The organism is Mesorhizobium sp. WSM4821, assembly GCF_055901555.1.
Genome location: NZ_CM148371.1, coordinates 5,819,584 through 5,832,795 on the forward strand (window position 1 = coordinate 5,819,584; position 13,212 = coordinate 5,832,795).

Annotated in this window: 8 protein-coding genes and 2 pseudogenes; 4 read left to right on the plus strand and 6 right to left on the minus strand. The window is 60.8% G+C overall.

Annotation, left to right across the window (positions count from 1 at the left end):
• Positions 1–106: 106 nt before the first annotated feature.
• Complete coding sequence (locus tag AC0NID_RS28515) at positions 107–352, plus strand: MEDS domain-containing protein (RefSeq protein ID WP_474033353.1); 246 nt, start codon at positions 107–109, stop codon at positions 350–352.
• Positions 353–520: 168 nt separating this feature from the next.
• Here AC0NID_RS28515 and AC0NID_RS28520 read toward each other — a convergent pair.
• A pseudogene (locus AC0NID_RS28520) lies at positions 521–628 on the minus strand (damage-inducible protein); the annotation flags it as partial.
• Positions 629–877: 249 nt separating this feature from the next.
• Between AC0NID_RS28520 and AC0NID_RS28525 the strand changes: the two are divergent.
• Positions 878–1,543 (plus strand): DUF6088 family protein, encoded by a 666-nt coding sequence (locus AC0NID_RS28525; RefSeq protein ID WP_473455790.1) that lies wholly within the window; start codon positions 878–880, stop codon positions 1,541–1,543.
• Positions 1,540–2,582, plus strand: a pseudogene (locus AC0NID_RS28530) (nucleotidyl transferase AbiEii/AbiGii toxin family protein). The gene AC0NID_RS28525 and the pseudogene AC0NID_RS28530 overlap by 4 nt, the downstream one beginning before the upstream one ends.
• 159 nt (positions 2,583–2,741) lie before the next feature.
• Here the strand turns inward: AC0NID_RS28530 and AC0NID_RS28535 are convergent.
• From AC0NID_RS28535 to AC0NID_RS28545, 3 genes are all read right to left on the minus strand, one after another.
• Entirely contained in the window at positions 2,742–2,906 is a 165-nt protein-coding gene (locus AC0NID_RS28535; protein WP_473455791.1) for a hypothetical protein, read from the minus strand.
• Between the two features lie 312 nt (positions 2,907–3,218).
• Positions 3,219–5,489: an FG-GAP repeat domain-containing protein gene (locus AC0NID_RS28540; protein ID WP_473455793.1), complete on the minus strand. Its 2,271-nt coding sequence runs from the start codon at positions 5,487–5,489 to the stop codon at positions 3,219–3,221.
• A gap of 1 nt (position 5,490) precedes the next feature.
• Positions 5,491–6,285, minus strand: a complete 795-nt coding sequence (locus AC0NID_RS28545) for a PIG-L deacetylase family protein (protein ID WP_473455794.1) — start codon at positions 6,283–6,285, stop codon at positions 5,491–5,493.
• Between the two features lie 1,034 nt (positions 6,286–7,319).
• On the opposite strand from AC0NID_RS28545, the gene AC0NID_RS28550 reads away from it, so the two are divergent.
• Positions 7,320–8,765, plus strand: a complete 1,446-nt coding sequence (locus AC0NID_RS28550; protein WP_473455795.1) for a lipopolysaccharide biosynthesis protein — start codon at positions 7,320–7,322, stop codon at positions 8,763–8,765.
• Between the two features lie 86 nt (positions 8,766–8,851).
• Here the strand turns inward: AC0NID_RS28550 and AC0NID_RS28555 are convergent, their stop codons facing one another.
• Positions 8,852–9,748 carry a sugar phosphate isomerase/epimerase family protein gene (locus AC0NID_RS28555; protein WP_473455796.1) on the minus strand — a complete coding sequence of 299 codons (897 nt, stop codon included), beginning with the start codon at positions 9,746–9,748 and terminating at the stop codon, positions 8,852–8,854.
• A gap of 509 nt (positions 9,749–10,257) precedes the next feature.
• A complete protein-coding gene (gene tssH, locus AC0NID_RS28560) occupies positions 10,258–13,038 on the minus strand; it encodes a type VI secretion system ATPase TssH (RefSeq protein WP_473455798.1) in 2,781 nt (926 codons plus the stop codon).
• Positions 13,039–13,212 lie beyond the last annotated feature (174 nt).

Sequence of the window (13,212 nt, forward strand, 5' to 3'; positions counted from 1 at the left end):
TTGCGGGGCCTGCGTAGCGACCTTGGCCCGGATATCGAAACGGGGCGCCTGCGCCTGATCGACGCCGCCCAGAGTGCCGGCGCTGACGAGGCCTTCGGGGCTGGCGATGCAGGAGGGTTTCGGCAAGCTCCGACTGGTTGGCGACATGGCGTGGTTTCTGGACCGGGGCCTAAGTGCCGACGAGCTGGTGAATTTCGAGACGCGCTATGACCGGCAGATCGGGCACAGCTATCCGATCATCAGCCTGTGTCTTTATGATGCCCGGCGCTTCAGCGGCATCGAAATTCTGCATGCACTGAAAAACCATACCGATACGTTCGAGCTGCCGCTGAGCAGGTTTCTGCTGCGGTAGCCCTCATGGACTAAACTGCGAAAAGGCTGACATGGCTGTCGTTCGGGTGTTTATGCGACAACTCATTTCTTAGTGTCTGCTCCAAAAAGAAGTGAGTGATTTTCAGCGAATTGTGATTCTGTCGGAGTAAGCGACCACACTACACGACGGCGGCAAGCTGAAGCCGCCCGTCATCGAAAGCCTGGCTATCTCGGCAACGACCGCGCCAAAACCGCCACGAAGACCCTCTTCGAAACAGGCAAGGACGGATTTTTCGTCGCCGGCTTCGACGCCGATACACTCATCTGACCCTTGAAACGCGGAAAGCCTGTGATATGTTCTATATTTGTTCTCCTCTTGACTAAGAGTCAACCGGGCTGATGTCGTGCCCCTGCGGAAGGAGGGCATTCGATCTCGGGCCATAATCCTTCAATGCCAAAATGCTAGTTCCATTTTTGGGGTTGGGCGCCACTAGTGTCCGAAAATTGTAGCTTATTTCGGACTCAAGTAATTGCCTTTGTCCGAAATTTGTAGCATATTTCAGACATGCCCATAGTTGAGCCCGATACCGACCTTCGCTCGCGCCTGCTTGCCCGCATTGAGTCCAAACCCGACGAGGTCTGGACTCCCGGCGACTTCGCCGATCTCGGCGCGCGCGCCGCCGTGGACAAAACCCTGCAGCGCCTGGCAGCCGCCGGGGAGCTGCGCCGGATCGACCGAGGCCTCTATGACCGGCCGCGCACGAACAACCTGACTGGCCGCGCCACCGTGCCGGACTATCGCGCTGTGATCCGCGCCGTCACGCGCCGCGATCGGGCGCGCGCCGTCATCGATGGTATGACGGCCGCCAACGACCTCGGCCTGACGACCGCCGTCCCCGCCCGAATAGAAGTGCTGGTCGATGCGCGGTTGAAGCCAATCAAGCTCGGCACGCAGGAAATCCACTTCAAATACGCTGCCCCTAGCCGCCTCTATTGGGCGGATCGGCCGGGGATGCGGGTCGTCCAGGCCTTGCATTGGATGCGGGACATGCTGACCCAGAAGGGCGAACGGAAGCGTATCCAGGCGACATTGCGCCGCCTGTTTGCCGACCCCAAGCACGGCGAGGCCATTCGCGAGGATCTGCGCGCCGGTCTCTCCGCCGTGCCGATCTGGATGCAGGAGTTCCTCCGCGAAATCCTGAGGACGGACCCGCACGAGGCGAAGCCATGAGCACCGATGCTTACCGCCAGATCATCGCGGCATCCCCACGTGACCGGCTCGACCTGTTCCTCGCCACGGCCAATCGGATCGGAGCTCCGGTGGGCAATGTCGAAAAGGATTTCTGGGTCTGCTGGACCCTCAATTCGCTCTACCACGAACGGCCTGCGGGGGAGCCACGGCTGCTTTTCAAGGGCGGGACGTCGCTGTCAAAAGGCTATGGCCTCATCCAGCGTTTTTCCGAGGACATCGACGTTACCGTGTTCCGCGACGATCTCGACGAGGCTGCCTCCGTCGAAGAGCTTGAGGGATTGTCGAACAAGAAACGCCGCGCCAAGCTCGACGCCATCCGGGACGCCTGCCGTGCGTATATCACAGGCCGCTGCGAGACTTCCTCACCGCTCAACTTGCCGATATTACGAACGGCGCCGGACGGGTGGAGCTCGACGAAGCCGATGCCGATGATCAGACCCTGCTGCTCTGGTATCCCGAGGTCGAGCCGCGTGATGGCGCCTATGTGCGACCGGTCATACGCCTCGAGTCCGGCGCGAAATCGGCGCTCGATCCCAATCGCCCCATCACGATCACACCCTATGTCGCGGAGGAAGCGGCAGGCATTGATCTCACCGTCGCCGACGTGACCACGATCGAGGCGACCCGCACCTTTTGGGACAAGGTGGTGATCGCCCATGGATTGCGCCGCTGGTACGAGCGGCGCGGCGAACTGCGGCAGGAAGGCCAGCGGGTGTCTCGGCACTATTACGACCTGCACTGTCTTCTCGGATCCGAGACCGGAAAGGCCGCGCTCGGCGATCTCGATCTTGGCGCCGATTGTGTGCGGCACGCACGAATGTTTTTCGACCGTCCCGACTATGACCTCGCCTCAGCAGTCCCGGGCAGCTTCGCAATCGCGCCCGCTCCAAAGATGGTGGACGCGCTCACGCGCGACTATGCCAATACGGCGGCCATGATCTTCGGCACTCCGCCGAGTTTCGATGACATTCTGGAATCAGCACGGCAGATTGAGCAGGACATCAACACCCATTCCTAGTCGCCTGGCCACGTCGCCGGGGCATCACATCCGTAGTTCGGATGAATGAACTCACACAGTGCGTCGTACTCGCGGCGTGAAGATTCATAGTGCTTCATCAACGCCTTGATCATGTCATCGACATGAATGGCCCCTCCTTCATTGTAGTACAGCTTTCCGCTACCCTGTGATGTAGATCGTGTCCTTCAAGCTCTTAAGTTCGGCTTTCCTCGGGAACTCAGTCACCGCCTTTTCCAGCGCGCGGAGTTGATAGGCCAACGCAGCAATGTGCTCGAGGAAGGCTCTGGCCAGGTTGAACAGGACGATCTCATTCTTGCTGTCCAAAGCAGCACAATCCGCGACCAATATCCCTGATCTTGTACTGGCCGACGAGAAACAGATGGTAGTGGTTGCGGGCAAACTCGTGGATAGGCTTTGCCGCCTCCATAGCATCGGTTGAACCAACGGCAGATTGTATCCGCTGATCGGACGCCTTCATGAGGGCATCGAAATTCGTTCAGGGCATCGAATTTTCCCGGACTTGAGCGCCGGGGCAGAAGCGCCCGCGCAGCGCTGTAAACAGGTGGTGCCGGACGAGGTCGCTACGGTTCATGCGGCGCGCCGGCCGATGCTCACCCCTCCCCGTCAGCGGACCTTTTAGTTGCCATCAGCATCCACGCCGACCGCGTCATTGCGCCAGACATGGATGGCTTCGAATGCGTCCCATGCGATCGACACGATGTCGAGATCCCCGTCACCGTCAAGGTCGACCGTCCTTGCTCCCAGATGGCTTTCCATCCCTTCGCCGACCAGCTGCTCGATGAACCGTCCCCCACCCAGATTATGCCAGCTTGACAGGCGAAGTGCGCCGCGATGCTCGCCCATGATGAGATCCACCCTGCCGTCCCCGGTCATATCGGACACTGAAAGGCTGTTGAGGGAACCGCGCGTGGTGATTTCGTGTTGCTCCCAGTCGGAGGAGCTGTCGCCGGGGTTGTGCCACCAATATGCCTTAGCGCTGTCGGCTATGCCATTTTCTTCGGTGACGACGATGTCCGCACGTCCATCGCCATCAACATCGGCGGCCGCCACGCGGTCGGGATAGACCATTTCAGGAACGTTTCCAACATGCCGAAGCTCCCAGTCTGGCGAGCCGTCACCTGGATTGCGCCACCATGCGACCGTCTTTGCATCGCCGGTCGTGGCGACAAGGTCAAGTAGACCGTCGCCATCGATATCGGCAAACGCGATCCCTTCATCAGACGCTTCGACGCAGATGCGGGTGCGCGGCCATGGCTCGACTGTTGGATCGTCAGGACTCTTGAAATAGAAAACCCCACCGCCGCTCGAGACCGCCAGCTCCGGCTTGCCACCTTTCACGATCTGGGCTAGCGCATGGCCCTGAGAGCCGAGATCATGACTGGCGGCGGGAACCTCTCCGATCCCGTGCACTTCATAGCGCTGCGCTTGGCTGTCCTCGGCATCGAGCCACACCAGCTGCAGCGCCGTGCCTCCGCCGCGCTGCGCTATGACCTCCCCGCGCCCATCGCCATCGAGATCCAGGGCTGCGACCGCGTCCACACCCTCGGCAAGCCGGACCCGTTCCCATTGTGTGCTCCAGGCTTCGGACGGTTGACGGTACCAGAACGGACCCGAGATGATGTCTGTGCGACCATCACCATCCATGTCGGAAAAAGCGAGCCCAAAGGAGCGGACATGCCCGTTCGCTATGCGATGATAGGTCCAGCGGTCGAGGCGGACCGATGCAGGCGAATCCAGCCGATTGATCCAAACTCTGACGGGCGGGTTGCCCACCCAGTTCGCCCCATAGATGTCGAAATCGCCGTCCCTGTCGACATCGGCGACGACGCCGTTGTGGAGACCCACATCGTCGATCACCTGACGGGCCCAGCGCGTTCCTTGCCCGTTGATATTGTAATGGATCGCCAGTTCGCGCTCCTCGGTCGTATGCATCTGCCCGACCACGACATCGATGTCCCCGTCTCCGTCCATGTCGGCTGCCTGCAGCGTATGGGCGCCCGCGACGGATGGCTGAATGACATGGCGGATCCAGCGGCCCGTCGGACCGGCGAGGGGCTGGAACCAGGCGACGTCGTCAGTGTGCTCGGAACTCGAAGTCAAAATGTCGGCGCGGCCGTCCTGGTCAAGGTCGGTGACGAGCGCCTTGAATGCAGGATTGAACGGACCAAGCTCGTAGCTGCGCCATAGTGCTGGATCGCGTGCTGCCGCTGCGCCTGGATTCGACGCCCATACTCCGTGCAGGACGAGATCGACATCAGCATCGCCGTCAATATCGCCGATTGCCATTCCCTCTTCGCCCAAGTTGAAGGAGAACAAGCCCACGCGGGTCCAGGAGCTGGGGCTTTCCTGGAAGAAAATCATCACTTCGCCAGCCGCCCGAACGACGATATCAACGAGGCCGTCCCCGTCGAAATCGGCCGCCTTGATGTCTTTGCCCCAGCCGCCGACTGCACCGATTTCCCGGCGCTTCCAGCTGGGACCGTCGGCCGGGTTGTCATTCGGCCGCGGGTTTTCGAACCAGACGAGATTGACGGCATCGGGCCCATCGGCCGTGACGATGTCGGGATCACCGTCCCCATCGATGTCGGCAAGCACGCCGTCGGTGGTGAACTCGACGTGGGGCGTGGCGATTACGGTGCGGACCAGATCGGGCCACCGCCACCAAGACATCGCATCCTCGGGGAAGCCGCCAAGAACGAAATCCAGTCGATTATCGCCGTCTATATCGCCAACAAGCTTTACGTCTCCTGAATAGGGGGCAATCTCTTTGCGTTCAAAAACAAGACCAGACTCTAGAATTTCTTCGGGAGGTCGCTGTCCCTGAGCGGCGTCGCAACTTGCGAGGATGCACCCCATCATAATGACCGCGACCAGGCGGCCACACATGCTAGATATTGATTTCGTAGCGTGTGAACATTTCGTAGTCGGCCAGCAACCGTCCGACAAAATCTCCCCCCGACAAGTCCGACAGCGTCCGCCATTCATCTTGGTTCTCCAGGCGCTGCATCTGCGAGGCATGCGCCGCCAGCGCTTCACGCTTTACGCCGATAACATCGCCAACATAGGCGAGGCTATTGAGCATGAACGGCGCCCGCAGCCCTGCCGCCGTCTTGATCGTCTGCCGCAAAGTAACACGCCACATTTTCGGCAAATCGCCCCACAGACTTGTCCATGGCCAATGGTACCAATACCAGACTGGATACTCGAATACCGTGACAGGGCGACCATAGGCACGAAGCGCCGCGCGAACTGCTGCATTGACGGCGACATGATCGGACGTCGGATCCTTTGCATGGTTCACGAAAACGCTCTGCGGCCGCCATGAGTTGAGCCTCGACACGACCGCAGCTGTTATCTCATGAAGGTGATGATTGGCCGCCCCGTCTGGAAGGCGTAAGAATGTAACACTTTCGGATGATGCGCCCAGACGACGAACTGCTTCTATGGCTTCGGCCTCGCGTGTCGCCCGCAAGGTTTCAGGATGCATAAGGTGGCGATGAGACGCGGCGCCATCGGTGACGAAGACAAAACGGACCTGGGCGCCCGAGGCAATCTTTTTGGCCGCAACGCCACCGCAACCCAGCGTCTCGTCATCCGGATGGGGCGCAACAATGACAGCAGACGCTGACCAGTCGCCTGCCTCAAACGGCCTGAGCCGCAGTCGCAATTGATTGTCAAGCATGGTGCTGAAGGTCCGTCTAAAGGTCCACATCGGTGCGCTTCCATCATCAGTTCGCTCGGCGTCGTTGAACGCCGATCGCCCATGGTAACAGAACTCACGGGCGTTCGAGACCCGTGTTTGCTGGTGGGGAGGCTTGTGAACGTGGGTATCCTTGCGCAGCGTTTGGGCCTCGGCTGGCCGAGGAAACAGAGAGCCGTCCCAAGCCGATGGTCGAGATCGGTCTTCGATGCCGATCCTGTGGCACATCAAGATGCGCTACGACCGCTACGGCCATCGCGCTCGGATCGGAGGGCGAGGATTACATTCCCTGAACGGCAGCTTGAAGGTCTCCGGCGCAATCCTGGGTTGTGAAACGCCACGCTGCATGACTGGCGAGCGCTCAAACAAGGGGTCGAGCGGGAATAGAGCTGGAAAGGTCACCGGCGAACGGACCGCAGCTTGTTGTTAGGCCAGCACGGCAAGAGACAGCTGCCAAGCCCGCTGCTTGACGCCCGCGCGGATGGGCATGTGGAACGCGGGATGGTCAATCGGCAATCAGGCTGCACCAAAAAGGCATACGCCGTTTGGGGACGTTTACGTTCCCACGCTCCGGCGTAAGGTCTGGCGCGATGCACTCGAACGAATTCCAACCCCAGCAACGCGCCCGCGGCGATGACATCAGGATATCGGCCGCAACAAGCCTGATTTGATTGCGCTAGAAAGAGGATCTCCAGAGGAGCTGCCTATGACCAATAAGAACTGGATGCAGCCACTCTTCCTCTCCAACCACAGTATCCTCAGCCATGGGTGCTTGTGGGTGGTGGAATACGAATGACGAGCAAGCACGCCAAACGCTGTCCGTGGTCCGCGACGGCTCTGCGTTCGCGCGGCTCCAGCTCGACATACGATAGCTGGAGAGAGGTCGACGGCTCTCCTTATTATTCACGTAGACCAGGCCAGATCGCTAGCGGCGCAGCCGTGAGACGAAGGCGGAAAGCCTTGGCTGCGCGATCGAAAGTCGCAGGCCTGTATGCCAACGGGCAAAGAGACGTGCGATGACATCGATCGGCGCGAAGATTGTCAGCGGCGCAGCCTGGGCAGCAGTCGAAACATGGGGGCGGCAAGCAGCCATGTTTGCCGTTTTTGTCGTGTTAGCCAGGCATCTGGGACCTGAAGCATTCGGCCTCGCCGCCCTCTCCATGGTTGTACCCGTCATTCTTGCTGTTCCGGTGACGGTCGGAATACCTGAGGCACTCATCCAGCATCCTAAAATCGAGTCCTCACACTTTGACTCGGCCTTCTGGCTTCTCGCCGCGACCGGCGCTGTGATCAGCGGGCTCATCTGGGCGTCTGCCGGTTTGATTGCTGCAGCGTTCGGACAGCCGATTCTCGAAGATCTCATTCGCTGGAGCAGCGTGGTCGTCGTAATTCAGGCCCTCTCGTCGGTACCTGCGGCTGTGTTGAAGCGCCAACTCGAGTTCCGCTTGTTCGCGTTGCGTACAATTGCCGGCACCCTCGTCGGCGGCACACTCGGCATCGTCCTGGCAATAGCCGGTTTCGGCGTGTGGAGCATGGTTTGGATGCACCTTGCAAAAGCGGTTGTGGAAACCGCTGTTCTTCTCCTTGGCAGTTCCTGGCGGCCCGGCCTTACCTTCTCCTATGCAAAGGTTCGTGACCTGTTAGGATTTGGCGGCCCGCTTATCGTCCAGACGTTTTGGAATTTTTTGAACGAGGAGATCCCAAAGGTCCTGCTCGGTACGTTCCTCGGCCCCCATGCGGTCGGAATCTATGCTCTGGCCCGTCGTCCGCTCGACCTTCTGGTGCAAGTATTCCTCAGTCCGCTGATGGCTGTCACCATGCCCACCGTGGCACGGATTCAAGATCAACCCGAAAAGATCGACCGTTTCTTCAACACGACCGTCCGCATGGCCGGGATAGCGGGATTTCCTGCATTCATCGGGTTTGCCGCGATCGCACCGATCGCGGTTCCCTTTATCTTCGGCCCGCAATGGGCCAGCGGGGTCGTCGCTGTCCAGATTCTCATGCTGCTTGGCCTGCAACGCACCATTGACAGCCTCTGCGCGTTTACGATCCTTGCAATGGGTCACTCCAGGTTGATCCTGGTGTTGAACATAGCCTACACTGTTGTCGCAACGATGCTGTTGTCCATCACTGCGCAGATCAGCCTTGAGATGACAATGGTGGCGCTCGTAGCCTGCAGCCTGGTCCTGCTACCAATTTTCCTCTTCTACGCTCAGCGCATCGCGCGTATCGACGTGCTGAGACCGCTTGAGATCTTCCCACGACTGGCACTCGCCGCCCTCCTGATGTTCGGCGCCGTCAGCGCGTGGCTACGCAACGCGCCTGAGCACGCCGCCGAAGAGACACTCCTTATTGGCGCAATTGTCCTTGGAGCCGCTGTCTATGGTACGGCTCTCTTCGTGCTGGTGCGCTCTGAGCTGTTCAATGCGCGAGACTTGTTCCTCAGGCTTCGCGGCTAGTTTGCCCTCGGGCGCGGCCTGCAGATGCGGGATTTCGAGGCCCTGCAGCCGCTCCATCGATCCACCGACCGGAACGGGAAGATTGTTCAAGGCAGGCGGCTGCGCTCCGCTTGCCTCAGACTTTCATGCGCGGATTTCAGCTGGGCCCGCGTGTACATCAACGCGTGCGACGCCAGGTCGTGGCCATCTTCCCAAAGGTTGCGCCAGATGCCCAGAATGCCTTCGAGCGGCTGACCGACAACGCGCGAGGAAAAGCTCTCGAAGGCGATCGGGCCTTCGTAGCCGGAGGCCACGATGGCGCGGAACACTTCGGCGAGGTTGATGCTTCCGGACCCCATATAGCCGCGATGCGAATCGCCGGTATGAAAGTAGCCGAGATAGTCGCCGGTCTCCTTGATTGCCGACGCGATATCGGATTCCTCGATATTCATATGGTAGACGTCGAGGTGAACCTTGACGTTGGGAGCGCCGATGCGCTTGCACAGTTCGACACCCTGGGACGCCGTGTTGAGCACATTGGATTCGTAGCGATTTACCACCTCAAGTCCGAGCGTGATGCCGCTCCTGGCGGCCGTTTCGGCGACCTGCGCCAGTATGTCGGCTGACATTGCGACGCCGGCGGCGGTGGTCGGCACCGCGTTCTTCTGAAAAGCCGAGTGGAGGATGCCGCAGACATGCGTCGCGCCGACATCGCGCGCGACGCTCAGCGCCTGTTCCAGCCTCGCCTTGCCGCGGGCGGCCTTGGCCTTGTCGCCGCTCGAGATGTCGGTATCGGCGTCCAGGCCCAGCGAGAGGTTGATGCCGATGCCGTTCTTCTCCAGCTGGCGACGCGTGAAGTCGACGTCGATGGAGCTCGGATCGAGCGCCGGCGCCTCGATGAAGTCAAACCCGACCTCCGCCGTTTTTGCAACGGCACGCGCGCACTCGTCATGGCTCCAGCCCGCCTCCCAGACCAGCGCATGAACTCCCAGCTTGTTCATCATCGTCCCTTTCAACGTTCGTACACGCATCTTTGAGGCTGACACCGCTTCGAGCCCATAGCGAGCCCACGGGAAAATGGGCTTCTGCTCGGTGTTGGAGATCATATTGCCCAAGCGATCGCGACAAGCAACGTACAGGAAGCGCGGGCGTATCGAGATCATCTTGGGCAGGCGCAAGGACTAGCGCCGCATTGCCAGGCGCTTCGGCTATTGGCCCTTCTCAATAAGGCCCGAGCCTGCTCGATAGCGCTCCATCGGCATCAGCGCGCGCCAATCGCGACGGACGCCTTCCATTTTAGGATTCCAGTGTTGTGTCGTCGGGGCGATCAGGATCCCGCTCACTGGATACGGTTCTGGGGCTGTTAAGAGTCTGAGTTAACTCATATGCATGAGTCATTGTAAACAAAGGATTATCCGGTGCTCTGCTTCAAATCTCCACCGCCCCGGCGACTGTTTTCAATCTCGAGTCTCCTCAAAAGCCGTCCGCAGGTTTCGTTGGAATTGCTCCCGAGCTATTCGAAAGAATAGGTGAAACCTCCTTCGGAGGCTCCGACAGTCACCTTCGTCATCTTTTGGCCCTCGAGCGACCTGTTCAGCACCCCCCGGCTCAATTCCGGCAGAAGCGTATTTGTCAGGATGGCATCGATCATGCGCCCGCCGGATTCGATCTCGGTGCAGCGGGCCTTGACCAGGTCCATGACGCCGTCGCCGATCACCAGCTCGGCATCGTTGCTTGAACGCAGCCGGCGGGCGATCTTGGCGAACTGGTGGCGGGTTATGGCTTCGATCATCGAATCCGACAGCGGGTAGTAGGGAATGGTCACCACCCGGCCAAGGAAGGCCGCCGGGAAGACCTTCAACAGCGGGGAGCGTAACGCTGTGTCCAGATCGTCGAGCCCCGCCCGCAGCGTGCCGTTTCTGGTCCGGTCCATGATGACCTCAGAGCCGACGTTCGAGGTGAGCAGGATCAGCGTGTTCTTGAAATCGATCCGCCGGCCCTCGCTGTCGTCCATCATCCCCTTGTCGAAAACCTGGAAGAAGATCTCGTGCACGTCCGGATGCGCCTTTTCGACCTCGTCGAGCAGGATCACTGAATAGGGCTTTCGCCGGACCGCCTCGGTCAGGATGCCGCCCTTGCCATAACCGACATATCCGGGCGGCGCGCCCTTCAAGGTAGAGACCGTATGCGCCTCCTGGAACTCGGACATGTTGATGGAGATGAGGTTCTGCTCGCCGCCGTAGAGCATCTCGGCCAAGGCGAGCGCGGTTTCGGTCTTACCCACGCCCGATGGACCGCAGAGCAGAAAAACCCCCACTGGTTTTTCGGGCGCGCCGAGCCCGGCGCGGCTGGTCTGCACGCGCTTGGCGATCATCTCCATGGCATGATCCTGGCCGACCACGCGTTCGGACAGAGTGGCGGCGAGCCGCAGCGCCTTTTCGGTCTGGCTCGACAGCATCCGTCCCGTCGGGATGCCGGTCCAATCCTGTACCACGGCAGCCACGGCATTGCGGTCGACTGACGGCAGGATCAGCGGCGTCTCACCCTGCGCCTCGGCCAGTTCGGCCATCAGTTCGCGCAGTCGCGCGAGATCAGCGGCCGGATCGGGTGGAGACGGACCCGCAGTGGCCATTGCCTCGGCATCGGTTTCAGGTGTTTCGGTTTCAGGTGTTTCGATGGCAGTTGTTTCGATCTCAGGCGCATCGGCGCCTGCTGTTTCGGCGACCGCCTCCGAAGTCTCCACAGCGTCGAGCGGCACACCCTCGCCGCGCAGCCTGGCGCGCAATTCGAGTATCTCGCCAACCAGCGCCTTTTCCCGATCCCAACGTTCCTGCGCGGTGGTGAGCGCGAGTTCGGTCTCGGCGAGCCCAGTTTCGACACGAGCCTGCCGGTCGGCCACGTCGATGCCGATCGCCGCCTCGCGGCCGATGATGCCGCGCTCGACCTCCAGCGCCTGGCGGCGGCGCATGATATCCTCGACCTCGGCCGGGGTGGCATGCTGCGAAATGGCGACACGGGCGCAGGCGGTGTCGAGAAGGCTCACGGCCTTGTCCGGCAGTTGCCGCGCCGGGATGTAGCGATGAGACAGGCTGACCGCCGCCTCGATCGCCTCATCGAGTATCTGCACCTTGTGGTGCTGCTCGAGGATACCGGCCACACCACGCAGCATGAGAACGGCGACCGCTTCGGACGGCTCATCTATCTTGACCACCTGGAAACGGCGGGTCAGCGCAGGGTCTTTCTCGATGTGCTGCTTGTATTCGGCCCAGGTCGTCGCGGCGATCGTGCGAAGCTCGCCGCGCGCCAGCGCCGGCTTCAGCAGATTGGCCGCGTCACCGGTTCCGGCCGCGCCGCCGGCGCCGATCAAGGTGTGCGCTTCGTCAATGAAGAGGATGACCGGCGTTTCGGAGGATTGAACCTCATCGATGACCGCCTTCAGCCTTTTTTCGAATTCACCCTTCACGCTTGCGCCGGCCTGCATCAAGCCGACATCGAGCATGCGCACGCTGACGCCCTGCAGCGTCGGCGGCACGTCGCCCTCGGCGATGCGCAATGCAAAACCCTCGACGACCGCGGTTTTGCCAACCCCGGCCTCGCCGGTCAGGATCGGATTGTTTTGCCGGCGCCGCATCAGGATATCGACGATCTGCCTGATCTCCGGATCGCGACCGACGACCGGATCGATCTTGCCGTCGCGGGCGCGCTGGGTCAGGTCGGTTGCATACTTGGCCAGCGCCGAATCCCCGCCTGGAGCGCGCCGCGGCGTTTCGACGGCGGGAACCGCAGCCGAGGCGCCAGCTTCGAGTGAGCCCTCCACCACATCGGCGAACCGCGCAATGACGGCGTCGGCATCGATCTTGTCGAATTCGCCGCTGATCTTTGACAGCAGGCCTTCCAGCACCGGCGTCTTCAGGCAGGCGAGCAGAATATGCGCACTGCGAACTTCCTCGACGCTGAATTCCAGCCCCGCCAGGCTCCAGGCCTCCTGGATGGCGTGAAAGATATGATCGGAAAATTCCTCGATCGAAGTGGCGCCATAGGGCAGCTTGTCGACGGCGCGGGTCATATCGGCCGTGAGCCGGCTCGCATCCACCCCGGCGTCCGCCAGTATCAGCTGAACATCAGAGCGCTCGGAAAGCACCAGTTGTTCGACGAAATGAACGAGTTCGACGTAGGGATTGCCGCGCAGTTTGGCGGTGTCGGCCGCAGCCTTGAAGGCGCGCAAACAGACGGGATTCAGCTTGCCGACCAGTTCCTTGCGTTTGAAGCTTTGCGACGACCGGCGCTGTTCCATCGAACTTGCTCCTGGGATCTGCCAGTCCATAAACTGCCACATAAGCAGCGACTTGACAAAGCGTGTGATTGACAGGCGCCCAAGTGTCCGATTGGACCGACTTTGTACGTCCCGGGCAAAAGCCCATGCCATCGGCCGCAAACAGCCATGGAATGCCCATCGCTTTTGCGGTGA

What these genes read in the sequence shown, in the direction of transcription:
- AC0NID_RS28515 (WP_474033353.1), top strand. Translation starts at nt 107, where the DNA reads ATGCAGGAGGGTTTCGGCAAGCTCCGACTGGTTGGCGACATGGCGTGG.
- AC0NID_RS28525 (WP_473455790.1), top strand. Translation starts at nt 878, where the DNA reads ATGCCCATAGTTGAGCCCGATACCGACCTTCGCTCGCGCCTGCTTGCC.
- AC0NID_RS28540 (WP_473455793.1), bottom strand. Translation starts at nt 5,489, where the DNA reads ATGTGTGGCCGCCTGGTCGCGGTCATTATGATGGGGTGCATCCTCGCA.
- AC0NID_RS28545 (WP_473455794.1), bottom strand. Translation starts at nt 6,285, where the DNA reads ATGCTTGACAATCAATTGCGACTGCGGCTCAGGCCGTTTGAGGCAGGC.
- AC0NID_RS28550 (WP_473455795.1), top strand. Translation starts at nt 7,320, where the DNA reads ATGACATCGATCGGCGCGAAGATTGTCAGCGGCGCAGCCTGGGCAGCA.
- AC0NID_RS28555 (WP_473455796.1), bottom strand. Translation starts at nt 9,748, where the DNA reads ATGATGAACAAGCTGGGAGTTCATGCGCTGGTCTGGGAGGCGGGCTGG.
- tssH (WP_473455798.1), bottom strand. Translation starts at nt 13,038, where the DNA reads ATGGAACAGCGCCGGTCGTCGCAAAGCTTCAAACGCAAGGAACTGGTC.